Source organism: Achromobacter sp. KK8 (assembly GCF_054188005.1).
Map to the genome: position 1 here is coordinate 3,546,233 of NZ_CM135178.1, position 26,637 is coordinate 3,572,869.

Sequence of the window (26,637 nt, forward strand, 5' to 3'; positions counted from 1 at the left end):
GGCATGGCGATACAGACTCCCAAAAAACATTTGGCGAGGACCGCCGTGGGGCAATCCTCGCCAAATCGATGCGTGCGCCCGGCATGCGGGCGGCGACGGCTTACTTCTTCTTCATCATGTCGAAGAATTCGGCGTTGGTCTTGGTGGCGCGCATCTTGTCCAGGATGAATTCCATGGACTGGACTTCGTCCATGTCGTGGATGAACTTGCGCAGCACCCAGACCTTCTGCAGCAGGTCCGGCGCGATCAGCAGTTCTTCGCGGCGGGTGCCCGACTTGTTCAGGTTGATGGACGGGTAGACGCGCTTTTCCGCCAGGCGACGCTCCAGGTGCACTTCGGAGTTGCCGGTGCCCTTGAATTCTTCGTAGATGACTTCGTCCATGCGGCTGCCGGTCTCGATCAGCGCGGTGCCCAGGATGGTCAGCGAGCCGCCTTCCTCGAGGTTGCGCGCGGCGCCGAAGAAGCGCTTGGGACGTTGCAGGGCGTTGGCGTCGACACCGCCGGTCAGCACCTTGCCGGAAGCCGGCACCACGGTGTTGTAGGCGCGGGCCAGGCGGGTGATCGAGTCCAGCAGGATCACCACGTCCTTCTTCATTTCGACCAGGCGCTTGGCCTTTTCGATGACCATTTCGGCGACCTGCACGTGGCGGGTGGCGGGCTCATCGAAGGTCGAGGCGACCACTTCGCCGCGCACGGTGCGCTGCATTTCGGTCACTTCCTCGGGGCGCTCGTCCACCAGCAGGACGATCATGACCGCGTCGGGGTAGTTGGTGGTGATGGCGTGCGCGATGTGCTGCATCATCACCGTCTTGCCGGACTTGGGGCTGGCGACGATCAGGCCGCGCTGGCCCTTGCCGATGGGGGCGAAGACGTCGAGGATGCGGCCGGTGAGGTTTTCCTCGCTCTTGATGTCGCGTTCCAGGCGCAGCGGCTGGTTCGGATGCAGCGGCGTCAGGTTCTCGAACATGATGCGATGCTTGATCGCCTCGGGCGCCACGCCGTTGACCTTGTCCACCTTGACCAGCGCGAAGTAGCGTTCGCCATCCTTGGGCGTGCGCACTTCGCCTTCGATCGAGTCGCCGGTGTGCAGGTTGAAGCGGCGGATCTGGGACGGCGAGATGTAGATATCGTCCGTGCTGGCCAGATACGAGGTCTCGGGCGAGCGCAGGAAACCAAAGCCATCGGGCAGGACTTCCAGCACGCCGTCGCCAAAGATCTGCTCGCCCTGCTTGGCGCGCCGTTTCATGATGGCGAACATCAGCTCCTGCTTGCGCAGGCGGTTGGCGTTCTCGATTTCCAGGCCAGCGGCCATTTCCAGCAGCTGCGAGACATGCAGCGCCTTCAGTTCGTTGAGGTGCATCGCGGTGAGTGTTGGGGGAAAAGTAAAGGAGGGTTCTGGCGGCGCGCCACGGACGGGCTCGCGCGGTATTGAATGCGCGCCGCCCCCAGGGCGGCGCGTTCGTTCACAGCACGCAGTTTACAACGCGCCGTCCAGGAATGCCGTAAGTTGCGACTTCGACAGCGCGCCAACCTTGGTGGCGGCAGCCTGGCCGTCTTTAAAGAGCATGAGGGTGGGGATGCCACGGATACCGTACTTGGCGGCGGTGCCCTGGTTCTCGTCCACGTTGAGCTTGGCGATCGTCAGGCGACCGGCGTATTCGGTGGCGACTTCTTCCAGGATCGGGGCGATCATCTTGCAGGGGCCACACCAGGCAGCCCAGTAGTCCACCAGCACCGGCTGGCCGGATTTCAACACATCGGCATCGAAGCTGGCGTCACTGACGTTCTTGATTTGGTCGCTCATGATGGTGTTTCTCGGTTCGGCAGCAAAAGGCGCGTAAAAAGGGACGCGCCTTGCCGTTGTTCTTGTTTGTGGAATGGATTAAAGCATACCACTGTCAATAACAACAGGCATACCACTGTTTATAACAACAGTATTCGCCGCTTTTGTGTAGGATATCGCGGCGCAGTTATCGCGATCCGGCGCATTGAACCCGGATCCGCTGGCTGTGTCTCTATCGTCATCCTACCGAATTCGGAGCTGGTCAGGTCGTGCGCATCCCACCCGGAGCCGCGCAGAATCTGGGCTTATCCGTAAAATGTCGGTTTTTTTCCACAGATGTTGGGGATAACTTGGCCACTCCACGTTACAACGAGGCGTCCATCCGCGTCCTGAAAGGGCTGGAGCCCGTGCGGCAGCGCCCGGGCATGTACACCCGCACCGAAAACCCCCTGCACATCGTGCAGGAAGTCATAGACAACGCCGCGGACGAGGCCCTGGCCGGCCACGGCAAGCAGATCCTGGTCACGCTGCACATCGATGGCAGCGTCTCCGTCGAGGACGACGGCCGCGGCATTCCCGTCGGCCTGCACCCCGAGGAAAACGCCCCCGTGGTCGAGCTGGTCTTCACCCGGCTGCACGCGGGCGGCAAGTTCGACAAGGCCGGCGGCGGCGCCTACGCCTTTTCCGGCGGCCTGCACGGTGTCGGCGTGTCCGTCACCAACGCCCTGGCCACCCGCCTCGAAGTGGTGGTGTGGCGCGATGGCGCCGTCAACCGGCTGGTGTTCAAGGGCGGCGACGTCGCCGAACCGCTGGCGCCCTACGACCAAGGCGGCCGCAAGAAATCCGGCACCCGCGTGCGGGTCTGGCCCGACGCCAAATATTTCGACAGCCCCAATATCCCGCTGGGCGAACTGACCCACCTGCTGCGCAGCAAGGCCGTGCTGCTGCCGGGCGTGAAGGTCTCGTTGGTCAACGAAAAGACCGGCGACACCAAGACCTGGCAGTACCAGGACGGCCTGCGCGGCTACCTGTCCGAGGCGCTGGCGGGCGCCGAGCTGATGGTGCCGTTCTTCGAAGGCCAGCAATACGCCGGCGCCGACCACGAAACCTTCGCCGAAGGCGAGGGCGCCCAATGGGTGGTGGCCTGGACCGAGGACGGCAACGCGGTGCGCGAGTCGTACGTCAACCTGATCCCGACGCCGGCCGGCGGCACCCACGAGTCGGGCCTGCGCGAAGGCCTGTTCGGCGCGGTCAAGGGCTTTGCCGAGCTGCACAGCCTGCTGCCCAAGGGCGTCAAGCTGCTGCCCGAGGACGTGTTCGCGCGCGCCAGTTTCGTGCTGTCTGCCAAGGTGCTGGACCCGCAATTCCAGGGCCAGATCAAGGAACGCCTGAACAGCCGCGACGCCGTGCGCCTGGTGGGCGGGTTCGCCAAGAGCGCGCTCGACCTGTGGCTGCACAGCAATGTCGAATACGGCAAGAAGCTGGCCGAACTCGCCATCCGCCAGGCGCAGGCGCGCCAGCGTTCGGCGCAGAAGGTCGAAAAGCGCAAGAGTTCCGGCGTGGCGGTGCTGCCCGGCAAGCTGACCGACTGCGAATCCAGCGATGCCACCCGCACCGAGGTTTTCCTGGTCGAGGGCGATTCGGCCGGCGGCTCGGCCAAGATGGGCCGCGACAAGGAATTCCAGGCCATCCTGCCGCTGCGCGGCAAAGTGCTCAATTCCTGGGAAGTCGACCGCGACCGCCTGTTCGCCAACAACGAAATCCACGACATTTCGGTCGCCATCGGCGTCGACCCGCACGGCCCGGGCGACTCGCCCGACTTGTCGGGGCTGCGCTACGGCCGCATCTGCATCCTGTCCGATGCCGACGTCGACGGTTCGCACATCCAGGTGCTGCTGCTGACGCTGTTCTACAAGCACTTTCCCAAGCTGGTCGAGGCCGGCCACGTCTACGTCGCCAAGCCGCCCCTGTTCCGCCTGGACGTGCCGGCGCAGGGCAAGCGCCCCGCGCGCAAGATCTACTGCCTGGACGAAGGCGAGCTGGAAGCCGCGCAGGACAAGCTGCGCAAGGAAGGCTCGCGTGAAAGCAGCTGGGCGGTCAGCCGCTTCAAGGGCCTGGGCGAAATGAATCCCGAGCAGCTGTGGGAAACCACCATGAATCCGGACACGCGCCGGCTGCTGCCGGTGGGCTATGGCGACCAGACCCCCGAAGACACCACCCGCATGTTCGACATGCTGATGGGCAAGGGCGAGTCCTCGCAGCGCCGCGCCTGGATCGAAGAGAAGGGCAACCTGGCGGAGCTGGACATCTGATGTCGTTGCCCTCGTCCCCGCCGCCGTCCGCCGCCATGGCGGTCGACCTGACCGCCGACGACTACGCCGAATTCGCGGCCTATGTGTACAAGCGGCCCGAATTGCGCCGCCGCCGCTACCTGTCGCACCTGCGTTTCGCGGTGTTGATGGTGGTGGTCCTGCTGGGCTACCTGGTCTGGCAGACCTGGGACGGGCATGGCCCGAACTGGGGCCTGCTGCTGCCGGTGTACTTCGAGGGGCTGGCGGTCGGCCTGGGCATCCTGGCGCTGCTGGCGCTGGCCTACGAGTTCGTGCTGCCGGGACTGGTGCGCATGAACACGCGCCGCATGCTGGCCAAGCGGCCGGACGGGATGTTCCTGGGACGTCACCAGCTGGTCTTCGGCGCCGACGGCATCGAGGACAGCATCGCCGACGCCTCGGGGCGCATCGACTGGGTCGACGTGCGGCGGGTCGAGGAAACGCCGCAGCATCTGTATGTCATCCTGGGGACGCTGCAGGGCGTGATCATTCCCAAGCGCGGGCAGGACGCCGCCACGCTGGACGCGGTGCGGGCCCAATTGCGCGAGCACGTGGCCGACTCCCAGCTGCTGGGCGCCGCGCGTTCCCAATGACGCCGTTTCAATGAATTTGTCTACCTGAAACCATCATGACCGACAGCAATCAACAAGGTTTGTTCGACGCCGCGCCCGACGAGGGCGGCGACGCCGCCATCACCCTGGCGCGCTATGCCGAACAGGCCTATCTGGACTATGCAGTGTCCGTGGTGCGGGGCCGGGCCCTGCCCGACGTCGGCGACGGGCAGAAGCCCGTGCAGCGCCGTATCCTGTTCGCCATGCAGGCCATGGGCCTTGCGGCCGGCGCCAAGCCGGTCAAGTCCGCGCGCGTCGTCGGCGACGTGCTGGGCAAATACCACCCGCACGGCGACCAGGCGGCCTATGACGCCATGGTGCGCATGGCGCAGGACTTCTCCCTGCGCTATCCGCTGATCGACGGCCAGGGCAACTTCGGTTCGCGCGACGGCGACAACGCCGCGGCGATGCGCTACACGGAAGCGCGCCTGACGCCGATCGCCAAGCTGCTGCTGGACGAACTGGACGAGGGCACGGTCGATTTCGTGCCCAACTACGACGGCAGCCAGCAAGAGCCGCAGATGCTGCCGGCGCGCCTGCCGGTGATGTTGCTGAACGGCGCTTCCGGCATCGCGGTCGGCATGGCCACCGAAATCCCGCCGCACAACCTGCGCGAAGTGGCGCAGGCCTGCGTGGCGCTGATCAAGCAGCCGCAACTGCCGGACGCCGAGCTGTTCGGCATGATCCCCGGCCCGGACTTCGCTGGCGGCGGCCAGATCATCACGCCGGCCGCCGACATCGCCCAGATCTACGCCGGCGGGCGCGGCTCGCTCAAGGTGCGGGCGCGCTGGCAGTTCGAGGAGATGGCGCGCGGCCAGTGGCAGTTGGTGGTCACCGAGCTGCCGCCCGGCACCTCGTGCCAGAAGGTGCTCGAAGAAATCGAGGAAATCACCAATCCCAAGGTCAAGAGCGGCAAGAAGAGCCTGACGCCCGAGCAGACGCAGGCCAAGGCCGTGATGCTGAGCCTGCTGGACGCGGTGCGCGACGAATCCGGCAAGGACGCCGCCGTGCGCCTGGTGTTCGAACCCAAGACCTCGCGCGTCGACCGCGACGAGTTCGTCAACACCCTGCTGGCGCAGACCAGCATGGAAAGCAGCGCCTCGGTCAACCTGGTCTGCATTGGCACCGACGGCCGTCCGCGCCAGAAGGGCCTGCGCGACATCCTGACCGAATGGCTGGCGTTCCGCACCCACACCGTGCTGCGCCGCACCCGCTTCCGTCTGGACAAGGTCATCGACCGCATCCACGTGCTGGAAGGCCGCATGGTGGTCTACCTGAACGTGGACGAAGTGATCCAGACCATCCGCGAGTCGGACGAGCCGCGGGCGGCATTGATGGAGCGCTTCAACCTGTCCGACCGGCAGGCCGAGGACATCCTGGAAATGCGCCTGCGCCAGCTGGCGCGCCTGGAAGGCTTCAAGATCGAGCAGGAGCTCGAGGACAAGCGCAAGGAGCAGGTCGCGCTGCAGGAACTGCTGGACAATCCCAACACCCTCAAGCGCTTGCTCATCAAGGAAATCGAGGCCGACGCCAAGCAATATGGCGACGACCGCCGCACCCTGATCGAGACCGCCGAGCGCGCCGTGCTCGAAACCAAGGTGCTGGACGAACCGGTCACCGTGATCGTGTCGCAGAAGGGCTGGCTGCGCGCCCGCCAGGGCCACGGCCACGATGCCTCGCAGTTCGGCTTCAAGCAGGGCGACGATCTCTATGGCGCCTTTGAATGCCGCACCACCGACACGCTGATCGCCATGGGCGACAACGGCCGTGTCTACTCGGTGCCGGTGGCCGGGCTGCCTTCGGCGCGCGGCGATGGCCAGCCGGTCACCACCATGATCGACCTGGAAAGCGGCACCCGCATCGTCCACACCATCGCGACGGCGGCCGACAGCCGCTGGCTGCTGGCCACGCGCGGCGGCTATGGCTTTGCCGCCAAGCTGTCGGACATGACCAGCCGCCAGCGCGCGGGCAAGCAGTTCATCACGCTGGAGGCGGGCGACGAACTGCTGCGTCCGGTGCCGCTGTTCGAGGGCGCCACGCAGCTGGCGCTGCTGTCGCAGAAGGGCAAGTTCCTGGTGTTCGGGCTGGACGAAGTCAAGTCGCTGTCCGGCGGTGGGCGCGGCACCATCCTGATGGGGCTGGACGGCGCCGACAAGCTGGACCAGACCGTGCCGATCGGCGCGCTCGGCCTGCGCGCGGCGGGCATCTACCGCAACAAGCACACCGAGGACATCCTGGCGGGCGCGGCGCTGGCCGTGTACGTCGGCAAGCGCGCCCGCAAGGGGCGGGCGCTGGACGTGCGGCCCAAGCAGCCGCTGCTGTCGCCGGTGCTGGGCTGACCTGCCGGCGGGCGCGGCCATCAACGGCGGACCCTCGGGTCCGCCGTTTTTTCATCCCTTGGCTTGACCGTCGCCCGTGGCGTGATATTTAATAGATAGATCAATCAGTCTATTAATTAATCCTCCGTCAGCCGCATGCGCAAGATCGATCCCGCCCGGCAACTGGAGCGGCGCCGCCAGATACTGGCCGCGGCCGCCGAGTGCTTCGCCGAAAATGGTTTCCACGCCACCTCGACCGCGCAGATCTGCGCACGCGCCGGGATGAGTCCCGGCAACCTGTTCCACTACTACGCCAGCAAGGCCGAGATCATCGAGGCGCTGATCGCCTCGGATACCGACACATTGCGCGAACGCCGGCAGGCGGATCCTCCGGCGGCCGATGCACGTGCCGCCTTGATCGGCTGGATCGACGAGAACCTGGCGCAGTACCGTGATCCGGGCTTTGCCCGCCTGGGCATGGAGATCCTGGCGGAGGCGGTGCGCAATCCTCGGGTGCACGCGCTGGTCATGGCCAACGAGAACGAACGCAAGGCGTCGCTTTCGGCGCTGCTGGCGGCCGTGTGGCGCAACCTGCCGCAAACCGCCATGCCGCGGCCCGTGGCGGAAATGGCCGACATGCTGTTGCTGCTGTTGGATGGGATCTACAGCCGGTCCGTGGTCGATCCGCAATTCGACGCGGCGGCGGGCGGCCGCTTGCTTGATGCGGCGTTGCAGGGGTGCCTGCCGCCGGCGCCCGGCGCGGCGGGAGAGCGGCCATGAGCGCCGCCCACGGCAGCATCGCCAATGACGCCACCGGCGGCGCAAACGGCGTCGCGATGGCGCTGCCGCGGCTGGCGCAGGTCGACGCATTGCGCGGCTTCGCCTTGCTCGGCATCCTGGTCGTCAACATCGGCGTATTCGCTTCGCCGTTCTATGCCAATGGCATCGCCGATCCGGCGTTTTCGAGCCGGGCGGACCTGGCCGTGCGGTGGCTGGTGGCGTGGCTGTTCGAGACCAAGTTCTACCTGCTGTTCTCGTTCCTGTTCGGCTATAGCTTCACCTTGCAGATGGCCGCCGCCGAGCGCGGCGGCGCGGCCTTCGCGCCGCGTTTCCTGCGCCGCCTGGCAGGGCTGGCGGCGTTGGGCCTGGCGCACGCCGTGCTGTTCTACCAGGGCGACATCCTGTTGACCTACGCGCTGCTGGGGCTCGCCCTGATGGCCGTTCGCGGCATGGCGCCGGGCCGCGCCTTGCGCCTGGCGTTGTGGCTGATCGGGCTGGTGTCGCTGGCCTGGGCGCTATTGGCCGGCCTTAGTCTGCTGGACCCCGCCGGCACCGAAGCCTTGAGCCGTTCTGGCGCCGCCGCGTACGTGGCCGACGCGCAGGCGGCGCTGGCGGCCTACCGCGGCACCATCGGCACCACTATCGCGCGACACTGGTACGAACTGACCTCCAGTATCTGGGGTGTCATCCTGCTGGTGCAGGGCCCCTTCGTTTTCGCGATGTTCCTGGTCGGATATGCCCTGGGGCGCCGGCAGGCGCTGGCCGATCCATGGCGACAGCCGCGCGTGCTGTGGCTGCTGTGCGCGCTGGGGGCCTTGCCCGGACTGGCGGGATCCGCCGCCTATGCGACCAGCGCGCTGCCTGCGATGAGCGCTCTGTGGGAGACGCCGGGCCTGGCGGTGGATCTGTTCACCGCGCCGTTGCTGAGCATGTCATACGCCGCCGCCTTCCTGCTGGCGATGCGCACGCGGCCGGGAGCCTGGCTGGCGCGCTGCCTGGCGCCGGCGGGCCGCATGGCGCTGACCAATTACCTGATGCAATCGTTGCTTTGCGCCTTGATCTTCAAGGCGTGGGGGCTGCGGCTGTCGGGCAGTGTTTCGCCCGGGGCGGGGGTGCTGATCGCGGTGGCCATCTTCGTGGCGCAGTTGCCGCTGTCGGCATGGTGGCTGCGCCGCCATGCCTACGGCCCGGTCGAATGGTTGCTGCGCGCGCTGACCATCGGCGCCTGGCCCGCCTGGCGCCGCGTGGCGGCGGAACAGGGAAGCTAGCGCGGGGTCAGGCGCCGCCGCCAGCGATGGCGCCGCCGCCAGCGATGGCGGCGTCGATGGCGCCCGCCAGGCGCTCGGTCAGTTGGTCCAGTTCGTCGTCGGAGATGATGAAGGGCGGGGCCAGCAGCACGTGGTCGCCGTGGCGGCCGTCGATGGTGCCGCCCATCGGATAGACCATCAGGCCGCGCGCCATGGCTTCGCGCTTGATGCGCGCATGCAGCGACAGCGCTGGATCGAAGGTCGCCTTGCTGGCGCGGTCGCGCACCAGCTCCACGCCCATGAACAGGCCGCGGCCGCGGATGTCGCCGACGTGCGGGTGCTCGCCCAGGGCTTGCTGCAAGCGCTGGCGCAAGCCGTCGCCCTGGGTGCGCACGCGCGCCAGCAGATGGTCGCGCTTGATCACCTCCTGTACCGCCAGCGAGGCCGCGCACGCGGTGGCGTGGCCCAGGTAGGTGTGGCCGTGCTGGAAGAAGCCGCTGCCTTGCTGCATCGCCTGCACGATGCGCTCTTGCGCCATGACCGCGCCAATCGGCTGGTAGCCGCCGCCCAGGCCCTTGGCGATGATGATCAGGTCGGGCGTGATGCCTTCCTGCTCGACTGCGTAGAGCGTACCGGTGCGGCCCATGCCGCACATCACCTCGTCGGCGATCAAGAGCACGCCATGGCGATCGCAGACTTCGCGGATGCGGCGGAAGTAGCCCGGCACCGCGGTCACCGCGCCCGAGGTCGCGCCCACCACCGGCTCGGCGACGAAGGCCATCACGCTGTCGGGGCCGAGGCGCTGAAAGGTCTGCTCCAATTCCTGCACCAGGCGTTCGGCGTACTGGTCGTCGGTTTCGCCGTCGTGGCGGTCGCGATAGGCGTAGCAGGGCGCAACGTGGGCCACGTCGATCAGCAATGGCGCGAACTGCGCCCGGCGCCAGGCGTTGCCGCCGACCGCCAGCGCGCCCAGCGTGTTGCCGTGATAGCTCTGGCGCCGCGCGACGATATGGCGGCGCTGCGGCTGGCCGATCTCGACGTAGTACTGGCGCGCCATCTTCAGCGCGGCCTCGATGGCTTCCGAGCCGCCAGAGACGAAGTAGGCGTGCGAGGTGCCGGCGGGCGCGTCCGCGACCAGCGCCGCCGCCAGCCTTTCGGCCACCTCGGTGGTGAAGAAACTGGTGTGGGCGTAGGCCAGCGCGTCGATCTGCGCATGCATCGCGGCCTGCACGTCGGGATGGTTGTGGCCCAGGCACGAGACCGCCGCGCCGCCGGATCCATCCAGGTAGGCGCGGCCCTGCTGGTCATAGAGCCACACGCCCTGGCCACGGACCGCGACCGGGGGCGTGCTGCGCAGGGAACGATGAAGGACTCGGGTGCTGGTCATGGCGAGGAACTCCGGGGCGGGAACGTTGGCAAGGGGCGTGAAATGTCGGGGCTGGCGTGAGCGCGGGGCGCGGGCGCGTTCAATCAGGGGCCGGAGCGCGGTCGCGGCCGCGCCGCGGCGGCGGCTCCTGCCAATAGGCGCCTTCGTCCCGCAATCGTGTTTCGATCTCGGTCAGTCGTTGCAGCACCTCGTCGCCGCCACGGGCCGCGAGCCGCGCGATCAGGTGTTCGGCCAGGCCCAGCAGGCCCGCGGTGCTGTGGAAGAACGAGGCGGGGCCGCGCGGCGCCGATGCGTCCGCGCCGGCCTCGGCGGGGCGGGCAAAATGCAATACATGGCGAGCGGCCCGGGCCACCGGGCTGGCGAGGCTGTCGGTCAGCGCCAGCACGGTGACACCGCGGGCGGCGATCTGGGCCGTCAGGCGCACGGTGGCGCCGGGATAGGGGGCTTGCGACACCACTACCAGCGCATCGCCCGCCTGCAGGCTGTCGGCATCTTCGGCCGACGCGCCGCCCAGGCCATCGATCAGGATGCCGTTGCGGCGCAGCAGGTGGTAGGCATAGCGCATCTGGAAGGCGATGCCGAAAGCGGAGCGCGTGCCCAGGAAGCCGACCTGGCGGGCCCGCAGCAGGGCATCGACGGCGGCGTCCAAAGCGGCGTCGTCGTTGACCTGCCGGATCGAGGCCAGGGCTGCTGTCTGCCATTGCGTCAGCGCGTCCTGCCCGCGGCCGCCGGACTGCCGGGCGTGCGAGGCTTGCAGGCGCGCCGCGCGCTCGCGCAGCCCACCCTCGGCGGCACCGGCCAGCGCGCGCTGGAACGGGGCGCGGAAGGCCTCATAGCTGTCGTGGCCCGCGGCGCGCGCCAGCCGCAGCATGGTGGCGGGCGACACGCCCACCGCCTGCGCCTGCCGGCGCATCGACCAAAGCCCCACTTCGGCCGGGTTGGCCAGCACCCATTGGGCGGCGCGCTGCAGCTCGGCGGGCAGCGTGGCGCTGAGGTGGCGCAGATGGTCTTGCAGAGGCGCGATCATGGCAGCAGGGAAGGAGCAATAAAACAAATGCTACATCCGTCTCGGCAAAAAGAAAAACAGATGTTTTATTTGCGGAATGTAGAACAATTCTGGCAAATCGTAACGCCGGCGTTTCCCTGGAGCGCCCCCGGCGACTTGACGGCGGATTGCGCGGAAATGATTACAAAATGAGGGTCAATCCGGTTTGACACGGGGATGGGTCACCCATATCATTCGTATAGAAATCAATTTAGCTGAACTAATTCAGTCATGAATAAACAGACCGTAACCGACCCCGCGCAGCAATACGACCTGCGCATCCTGCGGGCGCTGCGCCGGATCACGCGATCCATTGCGTTGCATTCGCGCCAGCTGTCCGCGGTGAGCCACATTACCGCGCCGCAGCTGATGTGCCTGCGCACGGTCATTGCGAACGGGCCGCTGACGGCCACGGCGATCAGCCGCGAGATCCACGTCAGCCCCAGCACGGTCGTCGGCATTCTCGACCGCCTGGAAGACAAGGGCCTGATCCGCCGCGAGCGCGGCCGCGAAGATCGCCGCATCGTCTTCGTGACGGCCACCGATGCCGGCCGCGAAGTCGCGCAGCAGGCGCCGTCGCCGCTGCAGAAGCACCTGGCCGACGCGCTCAACGCGTTGCCGGAGCTGGAGCAGGCCACCATCACCCTGTCGCTCGAGCGCATCGTCGCGCTCATGGAAGAAGAGAGCGGGGTGGCGACGGAAACCCAGGGCGACGTCTCGTCGCCCATCCTCGAGGTGCCCACGGGTGGCGCGCCTCCCGAATCAGGATTGGTTGTATGAGAGCAAACGAACTGAACGACCCTACGACCTCAAGTGCCGTGGCGCCGGCGGCGGGCAGCAAAACGCATCTGTTGCGTGAGCCCCGCCGCAAGGACGGCGCCGCGATCCACCAGCTCATTTCCGAGTGCCCGCCACTCGACCTCAATTCCCTGTACGCGTACCTGCTCCTGTGCGAGCACAACCGCGGCACCTGCGTCCTGGCCGAAAGCGCCGGTGGACGCATCGATGGATTTATCTCCGCTTACGTGCTTGCCGACAGGCCCGACGTGTTGTTCGTCTGGCAGGTCGCCGTGCACACCCGCGCACGCGGCCAACGGTTAGGCCGCGCCATGCTCCGGGCGCTCTTGCAACGCGAGGGGCTCGTGCATGTTCGTCATCTTGAAACCACGGTGGCGCCTGACAACCAGGCCTCGCGCCGCACGTTCGCCGGCCTGGCCAGCGAGCTGGGCGCCCACGTCTCCGAGCAGCCGTTCTTCGATCGGCAGCTTTTCGGCGGCGCGGACCATGACGACGAGATGTTGTTGAGGATAGGCCCGTTCACTCTGCCCGCCCCCTAGGCGGCAACGCGGTTCTGTCGAAAACCGGGATGGCTTTGACGCATCCGGATGCGCCCGGCGCGCATGCGGAAGGGATCTGGCCGTCTGTCAACTTATGAGATGAAAGGGAGGATTAATCACATGGACTTGAAAATCTTTGACCGGATGGAGTCGGAAGTACGAGGCTATATCCGGTCGTTTCCCGTGATCTTCAGCCAGGCCAGGGGTTCGACGCTGGTCGATGAGGACGGCAGCGAGTACATCGACTTCTTCAGTGGCGCCGGCACCTTGAACTACGGCCACAACAATCCGATCCTTAAGGAAAAACTGCTCGAATACGTGCAGGCCGATGGCGTGGTGCATGGCCTGGACATGGCCACCAGCGCCAAGAAAAGCTTCCTCGAGGCGGTCGACCGCGTGCTGCTCAAGCCGCGCAACTGGCAATACACCCTGCAGTTCACCGGCCCCACCGGCACCAATGCGGTCGAGGCGGCGCTCAAGATCGCGCGCCAGGTGAAGGGGCGTCCCAATGTGATTTCCTTCACGCACGGTTTTCACGGCGTCAGCGGCGGCTCGCTGGCGGTGACCGCCAACATGAAGTTCCGCGACGCCTCCGGCTACCCGCTGGCCAACACCACCTTCATGCCCTATGACGGCTACTTCGGCCCGGACGTGGACACCATGGCCTACCTGGAGCGCATGCTGGAAGATCCCAGCAGCGGCATGGACAAGCCCGCCGCCGTCATCGTCGAGACGGTGCAGGGCGAGGGCGGCGTCAACGTTGCCACGCTGCGCTGGCTCAAGGAACTGGACAAGCTCTGCAAGCGCCACGACATGCTGCTGATCGTGGACGACATCCAGGTCGGCTGCGGCCGCACCGGCACCTTCTTCAGCTTCGAGGCCGCCGGCATCCGCCCGGACATCATCACGCTGTCCAAGTCGCTGTCGGGCTTCGGCCTGCCGATGTCGTTGGTGCTGATGAAGCCCGAGCTGGACGTCTGGAAACCCGGCGCCCACAGCGGCACTTTCCGCGGCAATAACCTGGCGTTCGTCACCGCCACCCAGGCGCTGGAGACCTACTGGGCCAACACCGCGTTCACCGCCGAGATCCAGCGCAAGGAGCGCCTGGTGCGCGACTGGCTGGAGAACCTGGTGCACAGCTATCCCAACGCCGGCCTGTCGGTGCGGGGCCGCGGGCTGATCCAGGGCCTGGTGAGCAACGCCACCCCGGCGCTGTCCAACCGCATCGCCGCCAACGCCTTCAAGCGCGGCGTGGTCATCGAGACCTCGGGTGCGCATGACGAAGTGCTCAAGCTGCTGCCGGCCCTGACCATCGAGGAAGAACTGCTGTCCAAGGGCCTGGAAGTGATCGAGGCCAGCGTGGCCGACGCGCTGGCCGAAGAGGGGCAGTCCGCCCGCATCCTGAAATTTGGAGGAAAACGTCAATGATCGTACGCAATGTCAAAGATGTGATCGGCACCGCCGACGAAGTCCGCACCGATACCTGGGTCAGCCGCCGCGTGCTGCTCAAGAAGGACGGCATGGGCTTTTCCTTCCACGAGACCACCATCTTCCCGGGCGGTCGCACCCACATCCACTACAAGAATCACCTGGAGGCGGTGTGGTGCATCGAGGGCGACGGCTCCATCGAGACGATTGCCGACGGCAAGAAGTATGAACTCGGCCCGGGCGTGGTCTACGCGCTGAACGAGCACGACGAGCATTGGCTGTGCGGCGGCAAGGAGCCGCTGCGCGTCATCTGCGTCTTCAACCCGCCGCTGACCGGCCAGGAAGTGCATGACAAAGAGGGCGTCTACGCCCTGCCTGAAGCCGAAGCCCAAGCGGCCTGATACAAGGAGGTTCGCATGATCTCACCTGCGCAGGATCCGTACGCCTCCCGTACGGATCGAAGTTCCGCCATCATTTCCCGCCAGGATCCGGTGGTCTATGGAGAAGGCAAGTACGCCGACGCCCTGAGCGGCGAGCAGATCGGCAGCTACGAGCGCGATGGTTTCCTGCTGCTGGAGAACCTGTTCTCCGAAGCCGAAGTGCGGGCGTTGTCGGCCGAGGTCGAGCGCATGACGCGCGACCCGTCGATCGTGCGCCGCGAGGAGTCGATCACCGAGCCCGGCAGCAACGCCGTGCGCTCCATTTTCATGGTGCACGTGCTGAACCCCGTGCTGGCGCGCCTGGTGCGCGATCCGCGGCTGGTCAACGTGGCGCGCCAGATCCTGGGGTCCGAGGTCTACATCCACCAGTCCCGCGCCAACATGAAGCCCGGCTTCAAGGGCAAGGAGTTCTACTGGCACTCCGACTTCGAGACCTGGCACGTGGAAGACGGCATGCCGTCGATGCGCGCGCTCAGCTGCTCGGTGCTGCTGACCGAGAACAATGACTGCAACGGCCCGCTGATGCTGGTGCCGGGCTCGCATCGGCAGTTCATCTCGTGCGTCGGCGAAACGCCCAACGACCACTACAAGCAGTCGCTCAAGAAGCAGGAGTACGGCGTGCCGGATCCGGTCAGCCTGCAATTGCTGGTCGAGCAGGGCGGCATCCGCACGATGACGGCCAAGGCGGGGTCGGTGGTGTTCTTCGATTGCAACACCATGCACGGCTCCAACAGCAACATCTCGCCGTGGCCGCGCGCCAACGTGTTCATGGTCTACAACAGCATGGAAAACACGCTGGAGCCGCCCAAGTACGGCCTGACCCCGCGTCCCGAGCACATCGCCACCCGCAAGGCGTTCAAGGCGGTCACGCCGCTCGACACGTTGAAGCTGGTCGGCAGCTAGCGCGGCACCTTGTCCGCGGCGGATGCTTGCCGGCGCTGGTCGGGGCGTGGCCTGACCGGCCGCGCGCGGGGGCGACCCATGCCGTTCCCGCTGCGCGCTTTCCCGTGAGGGAAAGAACGCCCGCGCCGCTTGCATGCGCCGCAGCCCAGGCCTTTCGGCCTGGGCTTTTTTTCGTCGTTCCGCTATGCTCTGCCGTCTTTCCCTGCCGGAAGTCGCATCATGTCCGCCCGCATCCTCAGCCTGCATATCTACCCCGTCAAATCCTGTGCCGGTATCGACCTGTCCGAGTCGCCGGTGGACCGCGCCGGGTTGGCCCACGACCGTCGCTGGATGCTGGTGGGGGCGGACGGCCATTTCATGACGCAGCGCCAGTGGGCGGCCATGGCCCTGATCCGCACGGCGCTCACGGCCGATGCCTTGCGGCTTTCGGCGCCCGGCATGCCGGACCTGGACGTGCCGCTGGACGGCTCGGCGCTGCAACCCGGCGTCGAAAGCGTGGGCGTCTGGAAGGACACGCTCGACGCGCGCCGCGAAAGCGAGGCCGCGGCGCAGTGGTGTTCGGATTTCCTCAAGACGCCTTGCCGCCTGTACAAGGTCGACGCCGGCGCGACGCGGCCCGCCAAGCCGGAATGGGTGGACAAGTGGGCCGAAAGCCATCCAGATCTGGCGCAGACGTTCGGGGGAGATCACTTCTTCGGCTTTGCCGACGGCTTCCCCCTGCTGGTGGCGAACCAGGCATCGCTCGATGACCTGAACGCGCGCCTGCGGGCCAAGGGCGTGGCGCCGGTGCCGATGGACCGGTTCCGGCCCAATATCGTGGTGCAGGGCGAGTGGCAGGCCTTCGAGGAAGACCATACCGCCATGATCACCACGGGCGCGGTCAGCATGGCGTTCGTCAAGCCGTGCACGCGCTGCTCGATTCCCGACATCGATCAGCGCACCGCCGTGCAGCACGACGAGCCGGGCCGCACGCTGGCGGGCTACCGCAACCTGGAGATCGGGGTGGTGTTTGGCCAGAACGCCATCGTCGATGCGCCGGCCGGCGCCCGCCTGAAGGTGGGCGACGCGGTCGACATCGAACTGGATTTCTAGCCCGCCGCGCCCCGGCGCGCGGCCGGGGCGGCGGTATCCGGCCGTCGATCAGGCCGACGACAGCTTCAGGCCGATCAGGCCCACGACGATCAGCGCCACGCTGGCGATGCGCAGCCAACTGATGGATTCATCGAACAGGATGATGCCGGCCACGAAGGCGCCGACGGTGCCGATGCCGACCCACACCGCGTAGGCGGTGCCCAGCGGCAGCGTCTTCATGGCCAGCGCCAGCAGCCAGAAGCTGATGAGCATGCCGCCGACGGTGACGAGCGACGGCATCAGGCGCGTGAACCCATGGGTATATTTGAGGCCGACGGCCCAGACGATTTCGAACAGGCCGGCCAGTACAAGGATGATCCAGGTCATGACGACTCCTACTTGAGAGGGGTCGTCCCCGGATTGATGCGCTTGCGGCAATGGCCAATGCCGTCGTTGCCGATGGCAAATGCCGCCATGTCGCGGCCAGCGCAGCAACGGGCCGTCCCGTCGCGGCAAAAATTATAGAATACCGGCTTCCGACGGCAAAACCGGGTGCCGTTCGGCTGCATGCCCGCAGGTGCGCGCCATCCGCGGGTGTTTCACATTCATCGCATCACTTCGCGTTCCGGCACGCGAAACCAGGATATTTCCATCATGCAACGCATCATGCTGCGGGCAAAGCTGCACCGCGTCACGGTCACCGAAGCCGACCTGCACTACGAAGGGTCTTGTGGCATCGACGAAGACCTGCTGGACGCTGCCGGCATGCGCGAGTTCGAACGCATCGAGCTCTACAACATCAACAACGGCGAACGCTTCGACACCTACATCATCAAGGCGGCCCGCGGCAGCGGCATCATTTCGCTCAATGGCGCGGCCGCGCGCCGGGCGCAGGTCGGCGACCTGATGATCATCTGCACCTACGGGCCGATGTCCGAAGAGCAATCCGCCACCCACAAGCCGCAGGTCGTGCTGGTGGACGACGCCAACCGCGTCAAGGAAATCCGCAAGTTCCCGGCCTGAGGCCGGGCCGGGCGGCGTGCCGTGGGGTGTGTCCCATGGGCGCCGTCAACCCTGATCCCCCTGATACGTTTCATCATGAGCTTCCAGGTCATCATCCAACCCAGCAAGCATCAATTCCCGGTCGAGCCCGGCCAGACCGTGCTCGACGGCGCCCTGGCCGCGGGCATCGTGCTGCCCTACAGCTGCCGCAACGGCGCCTGCTCCACCTGCAAGGGCAAAGTGGTGTCCGGGGAGTTCGACGCCGGCCAGTACCCCGCGCAGATCCTCTCGCCCGAGGAGCTGGCCGACGGCTACACCCTGTTCTGTCAGGCCCGGCCCGCCTCCGACATGGTGGTCGAGTCCACCGAAGTGCGCCTGGCCAGCGACATCCAGATCCGCAAGCTGCCTTCGCGCGTGCAGACGATGGAAAAGGCGGCGCCGGACGTGACCGTGCTCAAGCTGCAATTGCCCGCCTCGGAGCAATTCCGCTACTACGCCGGCCAGTACATCGAGATCATCCTCAAGGACGGCCGCCGCCGGAGCTATTCCATGGCTGGCGCGCCGCACACCGGCAGCCCGCTGGAACTGCACATCCGTCACCTGCCGGGCGGCGTGTTCACCGACCACGTGTTCGGCGCCGGCGACACGCAGATGAAAGAACGCGAGATCCTGCGGCTGGAAGGGCCGTTCGGTTCGTTCTTCCTGCGCGAAGACAGCGACAAGCCGATCATCCTGCTGGCCAGCGGCACGGGCTTTGCGCCCGTGAAGGCCATCGTCGAGCACATGATCCACAAGAACATCCGCCGTCCGGTCGCGCTGTACTGGGGCGGTCGTCGCCCGCGCGATCTGTACATGGACGCGCTGGCGCAGTCGTGGGCCCGTGACCTGCCGGACTTCCGCTACGTGCCGGTGGTGTCGAACGCGCTCGAGGAAGACGGCTGGAGCGGCCGTGACGGTTTCGTCCACGAGGCCGTGCTGCAGGACATCCCCGACATGTCGGGCCACCAGGTCTACGCCTGCGGCGCGCCGCCGATGGTGGACGCCGCCCGGCGCGAATTCAGCGCCCAGTGCGGCCTGCCGCCCGAGGAATTCTATGCGGACGCCTTCACGTCCGAGGCCGATCTGGCGAAAGCCGCGACTTGACCGAGATCAGGCCGCGCGCAACGCGAAGGGGAGGGATCCGGCATCGGCGGATTCCTCCCCTTTTTTTGATGGCGGCGGGCGTAGGCGAGGGCGGGGCGCCGGGGTAAACTGCGGTGTCATCTTGGCAGCGGCTTGCCGCGGGGGGCGGACATCGTGTCCGCAGGGCCCGCGGGTACGCAGGGAGCAATGCGGGCATGAAAGTAGCGGTATTGGGTAGCGGCATCATCGGAATCTCCAGCGCCTGGTGGCTGAACCAGGCCGGCCACGACGTCGTGGTCATCGACCGCTGCACCGGACCCGCCCAGGAGACCAGCCTTGCCAACGGCGCGCAGATCTCGGTCTCCTATGCGGAGCCCTGGGCCAATCCGCAGGCGCCCCTGAAGCTGCTCAAATGGATGTTCCAGGACGACGCGCCGCTGTTGTTCCGTCCGCAGCTGGACCTGCGCCAGTGGATGTGGGGCCTGGCCTTCCTGCGCGAATGCCTGCCGGGCCGGCTGGCGCCGAACATCCGCGCCATGGTGCGCATGGCCGAATACAGCCGCGCCACGCTGCGCGGCATGCGCGCCGAGCTGGGCATCGAATACGACCACCTCGAGCGCGGCATCCTGAATTTCTACCGCGATCAGCACGAATTCGAGAACTCGCAGCGCGCCGCCGGCCTGATGCGCGACTTCGGCGTGGAGCGCCGCGTGGTGTCGACGGACGAGGTCATCGCCATCGAACCGGCCTTGGCGCCGCATCGCAACACCATCGTCGGCGGCGACTACACGCCCGAGGACGAGAGCGGCGACGTGCACCTGTTCACCGTCGCGCTGGCCGAGCGCTGCGCGCGCGCCGGCGTCGAATTCCGCTACAGCACCCGCGTCACCCGGCTCATCACCGAGGCCGGCGCGGTCAGCGGCGTCGAACTGATCGAACCCGATGGCCGCTACGGCGCCCTGGCCGCCGACGCCTACGTGGTGGCCATGGGCAGTTTCAGCCCCTCGCTGCTGCGCCCGCTCGGCATTCCGTGCAATGTCTATCCGGCCAAGGGCTATTCGGCGACCTTCCCGGTCCTGCAACCGGGCGCCGCGCCCACGGTCAGCCTGACCGACAGCAGCCACAAGGTGGTGTTTTCGCGGCTCGGCGACCGCCTGCGCATGGCCGGCACCGCCGAGCTGTCCGGCTATTCGCGCGGCCTGAACACCGGCCGCTGCGAAGCCATGACGCGGCTCGCCCGCGAACTCTTTCCCGACGCGCTCGATTTCGAGCGCGTCAGTTATTGGTCGGGCCTGCGCCCGTCCACTCCCTCGAACGTGCCCATCATCGGCCGTAGCCGTATCCCCAATTTGTATATCAATACCGGACACGGTACTCTCGGCTGGACGATGGGCGTCGGCTCGGGCCGGGCACTGGCCGATCTGCTGAGCGGACGCCGTCCAGAACCGGAATTCCCTTTTCTTGGTCTATGAACCTATGAAGAAATTGCAATTGGCGGGCATTGCCCGCGCGATGTTCGCCAGCCGGCGCACATGGGTGTTTGGCGCCGCCATGGCGGTCGCGGGCGCGGTCCACGCCGCACCCGTCGAAATCCAGGTCTGGCACACGCTGCCGGACGTCAACAAGGCCGAGTTCGAGAAACTGGCCAAGCAGTACAACAAGGAACAGGACCAGGTCAAAGTGACCCTGCGCGCCTTCGCCTCGCAGGCGCAGCTGCAGCAGGAAGCCACCGCCGCGGTCAAGGCCAAGAAGGCCCCCAACCTGGTGCAGCTGAACGACAACCACTCGCCGGAAGTGGTGGCCGAGCACAAGGCGATCCTGCCGATGTACGACCTGCTGGCCAAGTATCCGGTCAAGGACCTGAACTGGTTCGTGCCGGCCACCAGCAGCTTCGTGCGCGACGGCAAGGGCCGCCTGCTGGCGTTCCCCTGGATGGCCGAAGTGCCGGTGATGTTCTACAACACCGCCGCCTACAAGAAGGCCGGCCTCGATCCCAACAAGCCCGCCCGCACCTGGACCGCCCTGCAGGGCGAGCTGCTCAAGCTGCGCGACGTGGCCGACCTCGACTGTCCCTATGCCTCCAGCGACCAGGTCACGGTCCACCTGGAAAACCTGGCGCCGGTGAACAACCAGCAGTACACCAGCAACAACAACGGCCTGGACGCGGTCACCAAGAAGAGCGCGGCGCCGGCGATGCAGTTCGACACGCTCTACATGCGCCACATTTCGCTGATGGTCAGCTGGAAGCGTTCGCTGCTGTTCATGGCGCACACCGCCGACAATAGCGCCGACAAGCTGTTCGCCAAGGGCGAGTGCGCCGTGCTGACCGGCTCCTCGGGTTCGTTCGGCCAGTTCCTGAACACCAAGTCGCTGGCGTTCGGCGTGGCCCCGCTGCCTTACTATGACCAGGTCACCCAGAACGGCGGCCAGCCGTTCGTGAGCGGTTCGGCGCTGTGGGCGCTGGAAGGCCGTCCCAAGGACGAGGAAAAGGCCACGGCGCAATTCCTGGCCTGGTTGTCCAAGCCCGTCATCGCGGCCGAATGGCACCAGCGCACCGGCTACCTGCCGCTGACCGAGGCCGCTTTCCGCGCCTCCGACGTGTCGTTCTACAAGAGCATCCCCGGGGCCCAGGCGGTGGTGGCTTCCATGAGCAACCGCCCGGTCGCCAACAGCCGCGGCTTCCGCATGGCCAACTACGATCGCATCGAGCCGGTATTCAACCAGCAGCTCAACGATGCGCTGGAAGGCAAGACGCCGCCGGTGGCGGCCCTGAACAACGCCGCCAGCCAGGCGCGCAGCATCGCCACGCAGCGCTGAGGCCGCGCCAGCCGGCCCGGCGCCCGCGCGCCGTCCGGCAGCGCCCGCAAGCCCGGTTTTCGAACCGGGCTTTTTTCTTGCCCGCGTCCTTGCCGCGTCGGGAGGAGGGCGATTCGATCCATGCGTACATGCCGGTCTGCCTTTCCGGCCCGCAGGGGTTCACCATGCCCGGCGTGGTGCGATCCGTTCCCGGGTCGCCGTTCCTGGGATGGTGGGGCACATGGTACGAATCCTCTTTCTCGCCGGCGCGCTGTCGAGCCTGGCCGGTTGCGCATGGACGCCCGGCGCGGCGCCGATGGCAGGGGCCGGTTGGCGGGCATCCGGCGTCGCCGTGCCGGGGTTCCGTTTCGATTGGCTGTTGTCGGGCGATCCCGCGGTCGCGCCGATGCAGGTGTTCGACGATGGCCGGGAGACCTGGCTGCAGTTCGCGCCGGGCCAGGCGATACCCGCCATCTTCGGCGTGGACGCCGATGGCGAGCGGGTCGTTCCCTACGTGCGCCGCGATCCCTACGTGGTGCTGGCCGGCAACTGGGATAGCTTGTGGTTTCGTGGCGGCAGGCTGCTTGCCCGGGCGCGGCGCGCCCCGGCAGGGGGGCTCGATCAAGGCGCGGCGGATGGCGATGCGCCGGCCGGGATGTCCCCCAGGGTGCAAGGCGCCGACAACCCTCTATAATCAACGATTCGCCTAAATCCTGCTTCATCCACGATGAAATCCTCCGAGATTCGCCAGCAGTTCCTGCAATTCTTCAAGTCCAAGGGACACACCATCGTTCCTTCGTCGTCGCTCGTGCCGGGCAACGATCCGACCCTGCTTTTCACCAATTCGGGCATGGTTCAGTTCAAGGACGTCTTCACGGGCAAGGAATCGCGGTCGTACACGCGTGCCACGTCGTCGCAGCGCAGCGTGCGCGCCGGCGGCAAGCACAACGACCTGGAGAACGTGGGCTACACCGCCCGCCACCATACGTTCTTCGAAATGCTGGGCAATTTCAGCTTCGGCGATTACTTCAAGCGCGATGCCATCCAGTACGCCTGGGAACTGCTGACGCAGGTCTACAAGCTGCCGGCCGAGAAGCTCTGGGTCACCGTCTACCAGGAAGACGACGAGGCCTATGACATCTGGGCCAAGGAAGTCGGCGTGCCGGCCGAGCGCATCATCCGCATCGGCGACAACAAGGGCGCGCGCTACGCGTCGGACAACTTCTGGCAGATGGCCGACACTGGCCCCTGCGGCCCGTGCTCGGAAATCTTCTACGACCACGGCCCCGAGATCTGGGGCGGCCCCCCGGGATCGCCCGAGGAAGACGGCGACCGCTACATCGAGATCTGGAACCTGGTGTTCATGCAGTTCGAGCGCGACGCCGCCGGCAACATGCCGCGCCTGCCGCGTCCCTGTGTCGATACCGGCATGGGCCTGGAGCGCATCGCGGCCGTGCTGCAGCACGTCCACTCCAATTACGAAATCGACCTGTTCCAGAACCTGATCGCCGCCGCCGCGCGCGAAACCGGCGTCAAGGACCTGGAAAACAATTCCCTCAAGGTCATTGCCGACCACATCCGCGCCTGCTCGTTCCTGATCGTCGACGGCGTCATTCCCAGCAACGAAGGCCGCGGCTACGTGCTGCGCCGCATCGTTCGCCGCGCGCTGCGCCACGGCTACAAGCTGGGCCAGACCAGGCCGTTCTTCCACCGCCTGGTGCCCGACCTGGTCGCCGAGATGGGCGAAGCCTATCCCGAACTGGCCGCCACCGCCGAGCGCGTGGCGCAGGTGCTCAAGCAGGAAGAAGAACGCTTCGGCGAAACGCTGGAACACGGCATGCGCATCCTCGACGGCGCGCTGGCCAACGTGCCCAAGGGCGGCCAGCTGGACGGCACCACGCTGTTCACGCTGTACGACACCTACGGCTTCCCCGTGGACCTGACCGCCGACATCTGCCGCGAACGCGAAGTCGACGTCGACATGGCCGGCTTCGAGGTCGCCATGGAACGCCAGCGCGACCAGGCCCGCGCGGCCGGCAAGTTCAAGATGGCCGAGGGCCTGAGCTACGAAGGCGCGGAAACGCGCTTCGAGGGCTACGAAAAGCTCGAACTCGACAACGTCAAGGTCACGGCCCTGTATGTCGACGGCACCCAGGTGCAACAGGTCCAGGTCGGCCAGAGCGCCGTGGTGGTGCTGGACGCCACCCCGTTCTACGCCGAGTCCGGCGGCCAGGTCGGCGACACCGGCCTGCTCGAAGCCGCCGGCGTGCGCTTCGCCGTGGGCGATACGCTCAAGATCCAGTCCGGCGTGTTCGGCCATCACGGCACGCTGGAAGAGGGCAAGCTGGCGGTCGGCGACACCGTGCTGGCGCGCGTGGACGCGGTGCGCCGCGCCCGCACCGTGCGCAACCACTCCGCCACCCACCTGATGCACAAGGCCCTGCGCCAGGTGCTGGGCGCGCACGTGCAGCAGCGCGGCTCGCTGGTCGACCCCGACAAGACCCGTTTCGACTTCGCCCAGGACGCACCCCTGACGGCCGAGCAGATCGCCCGCGTCGAGGCCATCGTCAACGCCGAAATCCTCGCCAACCAGCCCACCGTGGCCCAGGTCATGGCCTACGATGACGCCGTCAAGGGCGGCGCCATGGCGCTGTTCGGCGAAAAGTACGGCGACACCGTGCGCGTGCTCGACATCGGCTTCTCGCGCGAACTGTGCGGCGGCACCCACGTCGGCCGCACCGGCGACATCGGCCTGTTCAAGATCGTGTCCGAAGGCGGCGTGGCCGCCGGCGTGCGCCGTATCGAGGCCATCACGGGCGACAACGCCCTGGCCTGGGTACAGAACCAGAGCGCCTTGCTGGCCCAGGTGGCCGGCATGCTGCGCAGCACGCCCGCCGACCTGCCCGCCCGCATCTCGCAGGTGCAGGACCAGGTCAAGCAGCTCGAAAAAGACCTGGAACAATCGCGCAGCAAGCTCGCCGCCAGCGCCGGCAACGACCTGGCCAGCTCCGCGGCCGTCGAGGTCAAGGGCATCAAGCTGCTGGCCGCCAGCATCGGCGACGTCGATCCCAGGGCCCTGCGCGGCATGGTCGACAACCTGAAGGACCGCCTCAAGCCCGCCGTGGTGCTGCTGGCCACCGGCTCGGCCGATGGCAAGATCAGCGTCGTCGGCGGCGTCACGGCCGACCTGACCAACCGCATCAAGGCCGGCGACCTGGTGGGCTTCGTCGCCAGCCAGGTGGGCGGCAAGGGCGGCGGCCGTCCGGACATGGCCATGGGTGGCGGCACCGACATCGCGGCCTTGCCCGCCGCGATCGCCAGCGTGCAGAAGTGGGTCGATGAACGCCTCTGACATGGACAACGCGTCCGGCGCGCCAGCGCCGTCCTTCGACCAGGAGGTGGATGCCAGCGGCCTGACCTGCCCCTTGCCCATCCTGCGCGCCAAGAAAGCCCTGGCGCAGATGGAAAGCGGACAGGTGCTGCGCGTCGTCACCACCGACCGCAACGCCATCCGCGACTTCCAGGCGTTCTCGCGCCAGACCGGCAATGTGCTGGTCGCGCAGCACGAGGCGGACGGCCGCGGCGTGCATTTCCTGCGCCGCCGCTAGCCACGCAGCTGCCGCGCGACTCATGAAAAAGGCCAGCCTCTCCCCGGGCTGGCCTTTTTGTTGGCGATCGCTGCGCCTTATTTGTGGATCGCCGCCGCCACCGCTTGCGTGATGGTGAAGTCCACCAGGTCGCCTTCCTTGAGCTGCGCCAGCCGGGCCTGCAGGGCGGGGTCCTGCACCTGGATCGTGCGCAGGCCGCCTTGCGGACCCTTCAATGTCACGAGGTTGGCGCTCTTGTTGATGTGCCAGATTTCCGCGGTGATGGTGGTCTGCCGACCCATCGCGCCACCCGGCTTGGCGCCCTTGGCGCTGCGCGTGGCGGCGGTCTCGGTGACCACCTCCGGTGCGCCGGAGCCTGCCCGGCGCACGTCGATGGCGACCGACTCGTAATAGTCCAGCGTAAGCGAATCGCCCGGCTTGATTTGCTTGAAGTTACGCACGTTCGGTCCGGCCTGCACATCCACTACATTGCCATTGGTGCCTTGCAGGGTGATGGTGCGGCTGGCGGGGTCGACCGCCGTGACCTTGCCGGTGACGGTGGTGAGCGCCGCGCCGACCACCCGGGCCTGGGCCGCCATCGGCAGCGCCAGCAGGCCCGCCAGCAAACCTGTGGCCGCCAGGCGCGCGACAGGGGTGAAGACAGTTTTACGGTTCTTCATGGTGTTGCACCCTCCGGTAGAGGAAGTTTGGGAAAAACACTGGGGAGAAATGGGGCGCGGTCAGCCGCTGCGAAACCGCGGACGTTTGCGCGGGCGCAGGGGGCGCGAGGACGGAGAAGGGCGGCGCCGTTGCGGCGCGGCAGGGGGAGGCGGGCTTGCGGATGTGGCGCAGGATGACATTCCGATCTCTCCAATCGGGGAAATGCTTCACACGCACTTGCAAAGGGCGCCGTTCCGGCAGGGCATCCCGGGTGGAAACCCCGCCCGGCCACTTTCGTGCGCCCTCGCGCAGCACAGCGGCCCGTGACGGGCTACACTCTGTCTGCGGCGGGCTCCGGCCCGTATTTTGATTTTGTAGAATACCGTATGTGGTGCATATGTGGTGTTTTCGCGTATGAATCGCGCCGCGACTTCCGAGATTCAGCACGGGCATTTGCCAGCTGGCTTGTTTAAGTGCTAGAATTTCCCGTTTTTCACAACTAATTCAAGGGATTACCTATGGTGGTGATTCGCCTGGCCCGCGGTGGGTCCAAGAAGCGTCCGTTCTACAACCTGGTGGCCACCGATTCGCGTAACCGTCGCGACGGCCGTTTCATCGAGCGCGTGGGTTTCTACAACCCCGTCGGCAATGAAGGCGCCGAAAACCTGCGCATCGCGCTGGATCGCGTGCAGCACTGGACCAGCAACGGCGCCCAGCTGTCGCCGGCCGTCGAGCGTCTGGTCAAGGACTACTCGGCCAAGGTTTCCGCCGCGGCTTGATGCCCGCGTCG

The 26,637-nt window shown here is 66.8% G+C and carries 25 protein-coding genes; 19 read left to right on the top strand and 6 right to left on the bottom strand.

Going from position 1 to position 26,637, the window contains the following annotated elements; genetic code table 11:
• Positions 1 to 100: 100 nt before the first annotated feature.
• Positions 101 to 1,360, bottom strand: coding sequence for a transcription termination factor Rho (gene rho / locus ACVN9Z_RS16340; RefSeq protein WP_006387816.1), 1,260 nt, complete (start codon positions 1,358 to 1,360; stop codon positions 101 to 103).
• 117 nt (positions 1,361 to 1,477) lie between these two features.
• Positions 1,478 to 1,804, bottom strand: coding sequence for a thioredoxin TrxA (trxA, locus tag ACVN9Z_RS16345; RefSeq protein ID WP_006387817.1), 327 nt, complete (start codon positions 1,802 to 1,804; stop codon positions 1,478 to 1,480).
• A 329-nt stretch (positions 1,805 to 2,133) separates the two neighbouring features.
• Between trxA and parE the strand changes: the two genes are divergently transcribed.
• From parE to ACVN9Z_RS16370, 5 genes are all read left to right on the top strand, one after another.
• Positions 2,134 to 4,095, top strand: a complete 1,962-nt coding sequence (parE, locus tag ACVN9Z_RS16350; RefSeq protein ID WP_054449221.1) for a DNA topoisomerase IV subunit B — start codon at positions 2,134 to 2,136, stop codon at positions 4,093 to 4,095.
• Positions 4,095 to 4,706 (top strand): YcxB family protein, encoded by a 612-nt coding sequence (locus tag ACVN9Z_RS16355; RefSeq protein WP_020926907.1) that lies wholly within the window; start codon positions 4,095 to 4,097, stop codon positions 4,704 to 4,706. Before parE ends, ACVN9Z_RS16355 begins: the two co-directional genes overlap by 1 nt.
• A 35-nt stretch (positions 4,707 to 4,741) precedes the next feature.
• Positions 4,742 to 7,063: a DNA topoisomerase IV subunit A gene (gene parC / locus ACVN9Z_RS16360; RefSeq protein ID WP_458212401.1), complete on the top strand. Its 2,322-nt coding sequence runs from the start codon at positions 4,742 to 4,744 to the stop codon at positions 7,061 to 7,063.
• 135 nt (positions 7,064 to 7,198) lie between these two features.
• Entirely contained in the window at positions 7,199 to 7,822 is a 624-nt protein-coding gene (locus tag ACVN9Z_RS16365) for a TetR/AcrR family transcriptional regulator (protein WP_006387821.1), read from the top strand.
• A gap of 56 nt (positions 7,823 to 7,878) precedes the next feature.
• Positions 7,879 to 9,090: a DUF418 domain-containing protein gene (locus ACVN9Z_RS16370; RefSeq protein WP_458213515.1), complete on the top strand. Its 1,212-nt coding sequence runs from the start codon at positions 7,879 to 7,881 to the stop codon at positions 9,088 to 9,090.
• Between the two features lie 7 nt (positions 9,091 to 9,097).
• Here ACVN9Z_RS16370 and ACVN9Z_RS16375 read toward each other — a convergent pair whose 3' ends face one another.
• Both ACVN9Z_RS16375 and ACVN9Z_RS16380 read right to left on the bottom strand, forming a co-directional pair.
• Positions 9,098 to 10,456 carry an aspartate aminotransferase family protein gene (locus ACVN9Z_RS16375; RefSeq protein ID WP_458212402.1) on the bottom strand — a complete coding sequence of 453 codons (1,359 nt, stop codon included), beginning with the start codon at positions 10,454 to 10,456 and terminating at the stop codon, positions 9,098 to 9,100.
• A gap of 79 nt (positions 10,457 to 10,535) precedes the next feature.
• Complete coding sequence (locus tag ACVN9Z_RS16380; RefSeq protein WP_458212403.1) at positions 10,536 to 11,483, bottom strand: MurR/RpiR family transcriptional regulator; 948 nt, start codon at positions 11,481 to 11,483, stop codon at positions 10,536 to 10,538.
• A 249-nt stretch (positions 11,484 to 11,732) separates the two neighbouring features.
• Between ACVN9Z_RS16380 and ACVN9Z_RS16385 the strand changes: the two genes are divergently transcribed.
• From ACVN9Z_RS16385 to ACVN9Z_RS16410, 6 genes are all read left to right on the top strand, one after another.
• A complete protein-coding gene (locus ACVN9Z_RS16385) occupies positions 11,733 to 12,281 on the top strand; it encodes a MarR family winged helix-turn-helix transcriptional regulator (protein ID WP_006387826.1) in 549 nt (182 codons plus the stop codon).
• Positions 12,278 to 12,838, top strand: a complete 561-nt coding sequence (gene ectA / locus ACVN9Z_RS16390) for a diaminobutyrate acetyltransferase (protein WP_006387827.1) — start codon at positions 12,278 to 12,280, stop codon at positions 12,836 to 12,838. The genes ACVN9Z_RS16385 and ectA overlap by 4 nt, the downstream gene beginning before the upstream one ends.
• A gap of 120 nt (positions 12,839 to 12,958) precedes the next feature.
• Complete coding sequence (gene ectB / locus ACVN9Z_RS16395; RefSeq protein WP_026383468.1) at positions 12,959 to 14,266, top strand: diaminobutyrate--2-oxoglutarate transaminase; 1,308 nt, start codon at positions 12,959 to 12,961, stop codon at positions 14,264 to 14,266.
• Positions 14,263 to 14,667, top strand: coding sequence for an ectoine synthase (locus tag ACVN9Z_RS16400; protein WP_006387829.1), 405 nt, complete (start codon positions 14,263 to 14,265; stop codon positions 14,665 to 14,667). The genes ectB and ACVN9Z_RS16400 overlap by 4 nt, the downstream gene beginning before the upstream one ends.
• Before the next feature lie 15 nt (positions 14,668 to 14,682).
• Positions 14,683 to 15,609: an ectoine hydroxylase gene (gene thpD / locus ACVN9Z_RS16405; protein WP_006387830.1), complete on the top strand. Its 927-nt coding sequence runs from the start codon at positions 14,683 to 14,685 to the stop codon at positions 15,607 to 15,609.
• A 219-nt stretch (positions 15,610 to 15,828) separates the two neighbouring features.
• Entirely contained in the window at positions 15,829 to 16,701 is an 873-nt protein-coding gene (locus ACVN9Z_RS16410; protein WP_049053498.1) for an MOSC domain-containing protein, read from the top strand.
• Between the two features lie 48 nt (positions 16,702 to 16,749).
• On the opposite strand, the gene sugE is transcribed toward ACVN9Z_RS16410, so the two are convergent.
• Positions 16,750 to 17,067, bottom strand: a complete 318-nt coding sequence (gene sugE, locus ACVN9Z_RS16415) for a quaternary ammonium compound efflux SMR transporter SugE (protein ID WP_006387832.1) — start codon at positions 17,065 to 17,067, stop codon at positions 16,750 to 16,752.
• A gap of 267 nt (positions 17,068 to 17,334) precedes the next feature.
• Here sugE and panD point away from each other — a divergent pair, with 267 nt between their 5' ends.
• From panD to ACVN9Z_RS16450, 7 genes are all read left to right on the top strand, one after another.
• The gene (panD, locus tag ACVN9Z_RS16420) at positions 17,335 to 17,703 is read left to right on the top strand and encodes an aspartate 1-decarboxylase (RefSeq protein ID WP_006393954.1); all 369 of its coding nucleotides are present in this window, start codon (positions 17,335 to 17,337) and stop codon (positions 17,701 to 17,703) included.
• A 75-nt stretch (positions 17,704 to 17,778) separates the two neighbouring features.
• Complete coding sequence (locus ACVN9Z_RS16425; RefSeq protein ID WP_006387834.1) at positions 17,779 to 18,825, top strand: CDP-6-deoxy-delta-3,4-glucoseen reductase; 1,047 nt, start codon at positions 17,779 to 17,781, stop codon at positions 18,823 to 18,825.
• Between the two features lie 194 nt (positions 18,826 to 19,019).
• Positions 19,020 to 20,276 carry a D-amino acid dehydrogenase gene (locus ACVN9Z_RS16430; RefSeq protein WP_054449218.1) on the top strand — a complete coding sequence of 419 codons (1,257 nt, stop codon included), beginning with the start codon at positions 19,020 to 19,022 and terminating at the stop codon, positions 20,274 to 20,276.
• A gap of 4 nt (positions 20,277 to 20,280) precedes the next feature.
• Positions 20,281 to 21,621, top strand: coding sequence for an extracellular solute-binding protein (locus ACVN9Z_RS16435; protein ID WP_458212404.1), 1,341 nt, complete (start codon positions 20,281 to 20,283; stop codon positions 21,619 to 21,621).
• 220 nt (positions 21,622 to 21,841) lie between these two features.
• Positions 21,842 to 22,294 carry a TrbG/VirB9 family P-type conjugative transfer protein gene (locus ACVN9Z_RS16440; protein WP_049053504.1) on the top strand — a complete coding sequence of 151 codons (453 nt, stop codon included), beginning with the start codon at positions 21,842 to 21,844 and terminating at the stop codon, positions 22,292 to 22,294.
• Positions 22,295 to 22,327: 33 nt separating this feature from the next.
• Complete coding sequence (gene alaS / locus ACVN9Z_RS16445; RefSeq protein ID WP_448684819.1) at positions 22,328 to 24,952, top strand: alanine--tRNA ligase; 2,625 nt, start codon at positions 22,328 to 22,330, stop codon at positions 24,950 to 24,952.
• The gene (locus tag ACVN9Z_RS16450; RefSeq protein ID WP_448684820.1) at positions 24,939 to 25,208 is read left to right on the top strand and encodes a sulfurtransferase TusA family protein; all 270 of its coding nucleotides are present in this window, start codon (positions 24,939 to 24,941) and stop codon (positions 25,206 to 25,208) included. The genes alaS and ACVN9Z_RS16450 overlap by 14 nt, the downstream gene beginning before the upstream one ends.
• Positions 25,209 to 25,285: 77 nt before the next feature.
• Here the strand turns inward: ACVN9Z_RS16450 and ACVN9Z_RS16455 are convergent, their stop codons facing one another.
• On the bottom strand, positions 25,286 to 25,867 hold the full coding sequence (locus ACVN9Z_RS16455) for a hypothetical protein (RefSeq protein ID WP_006387840.1): 582 nt from the start codon (positions 25,865 to 25,867) through the stop codon (positions 25,286 to 25,288).
• Positions 25,868 to 26,365: 498 nt separating this feature from the next.
• On the opposite strand from ACVN9Z_RS16455, the gene rpsP reads away from it, so the two are divergent.
• Entirely contained in the window at positions 26,366 to 26,626 is a 261-nt protein-coding gene (gene rpsP, locus ACVN9Z_RS16460) for a 30S ribosomal protein S16 (RefSeq protein ID WP_006387841.1), read from the top strand.
• The last annotated feature ends 11 nt before the right edge of the window (positions 26,627 to 26,637 follow it).

What these genes read in the sequence shown, in the direction of transcription:
- rho (WP_006387816.1), bottom strand. Translation starts at nt 1,360, where the DNA reads ATGCACCTCAACGAACTGAAGGCGCTGCATGTCTCGCAGCTGCTGGAA.
- trxA (WP_006387817.1), bottom strand. Translation starts at nt 1,804, where the DNA reads ATGAGCGACCAAATCAAGAACGTCAGTGACGCCAGCTTCGATGCCGAT.
- ACVN9Z_RS16355 (WP_020926907.1), top strand. Translation starts at nt 4,095, where the DNA reads ATGTCGTTGCCCTCGTCCCCGCCGCCGTCCGCCGCCATGGCGGTCGAC.
- parC (WP_458212401.1), top strand. Translation starts at nt 4,742, where the DNA reads ATGACCGACAGCAATCAACAAGGTTTGTTCGACGCCGCGCCCGACGAG.
- ACVN9Z_RS16365 (WP_006387821.1), top strand. Translation starts at nt 7,199, where the DNA reads ATGCGCAAGATCGATCCCGCCCGGCAACTGGAGCGGCGCCGCCAGATA.
- ACVN9Z_RS16370 (WP_458213515.1), top strand. Translation starts at nt 7,879, where the DNA reads ATGGCGCTGCCGCGGCTGGCGCAGGTCGACGCATTGCGCGGCTTCGCC.
- ACVN9Z_RS16375 (WP_458212402.1), bottom strand. Translation starts at nt 10,456, where the DNA reads ATGACCAGCACCCGAGTCCTTCATCGTTCCCTGCGCAGCACGCCCCCG.
- ACVN9Z_RS16380 (WP_458212403.1), bottom strand. Translation starts at nt 11,483, where the DNA reads ATGATCGCGCCTCTGCAAGACCATCTGCGCCACCTCAGCGCCACGCTG.
- ACVN9Z_RS16385 (WP_006387826.1), top strand. Translation starts at nt 11,733, where the DNA reads ATGAATAAACAGACCGTAACCGACCCCGCGCAGCAATACGACCTGCGC.
- ectA (WP_006387827.1), top strand. Translation starts at nt 12,278, where the DNA reads ATGAGAGCAAACGAACTGAACGACCCTACGACCTCAAGTGCCGTGGCG.
- ectB (WP_026383468.1), top strand. Translation starts at nt 12,959, where the DNA reads ATGGACTTGAAAATCTTTGACCGGATGGAGTCGGAAGTACGAGGCTAT.
- ACVN9Z_RS16400 (WP_006387829.1), top strand. Translation starts at nt 14,263, where the DNA reads ATGATCGTACGCAATGTCAAAGATGTGATCGGCACCGCCGACGAAGTC.
- thpD (WP_006387830.1), top strand. Translation starts at nt 14,683, where the DNA reads ATGATCTCACCTGCGCAGGATCCGTACGCCTCCCGTACGGATCGAAGT.
- ACVN9Z_RS16410 (WP_049053498.1), top strand. Translation starts at nt 15,829, where the DNA reads ATGTCCGCCCGCATCCTCAGCCTGCATATCTACCCCGTCAAATCCTGT.
- sugE (WP_006387832.1), bottom strand. Translation starts at nt 17,067, where the DNA reads ATGACCTGGATCATCCTTGTACTGGCCGGCCTGTTCGAAATCGTCTGG.
- panD (WP_006393954.1), top strand. Translation starts at nt 17,335, where the DNA reads ATGCAACGCATCATGCTGCGGGCAAAGCTGCACCGCGTCACGGTCACC.
- ACVN9Z_RS16425 (WP_006387834.1), top strand. Translation starts at nt 17,779, where the DNA reads ATGAGCTTCCAGGTCATCATCCAACCCAGCAAGCATCAATTCCCGGTC.
- ACVN9Z_RS16430 (WP_054449218.1), top strand. Translation starts at nt 19,020, where the DNA reads ATGAAAGTAGCGGTATTGGGTAGCGGCATCATCGGAATCTCCAGCGCC.
- ACVN9Z_RS16435 (WP_458212404.1), top strand. Translation starts at nt 20,281, where the DNA reads ATGAAGAAATTGCAATTGGCGGGCATTGCCCGCGCGATGTTCGCCAGC.
- ACVN9Z_RS16440 (WP_049053504.1), top strand. Translation starts at nt 21,842, where the DNA reads ATGGTACGAATCCTCTTTCTCGCCGGCGCGCTGTCGAGCCTGGCCGGT.
- alaS (WP_448684819.1), top strand. Translation starts at nt 22,328, where the DNA reads ATGAAATCCTCCGAGATTCGCCAGCAGTTCCTGCAATTCTTCAAGTCC.
- ACVN9Z_RS16450 (WP_448684820.1), top strand. Translation starts at nt 24,939, where the DNA reads ATGAACGCCTCTGACATGGACAACGCGTCCGGCGCGCCAGCGCCGTCC.
- ACVN9Z_RS16455 (WP_006387840.1), bottom strand. Translation starts at nt 25,867, where the DNA reads ATGAAGAACCGTAAAACTGTCTTCACCCCTGTCGCGCGCCTGGCGGCC.
- rpsP (WP_006387841.1), top strand. Translation starts at nt 26,366, where the DNA reads ATGGTGGTGATTCGCCTGGCCCGCGGTGGGTCCAAGAAGCGTCCGTTC.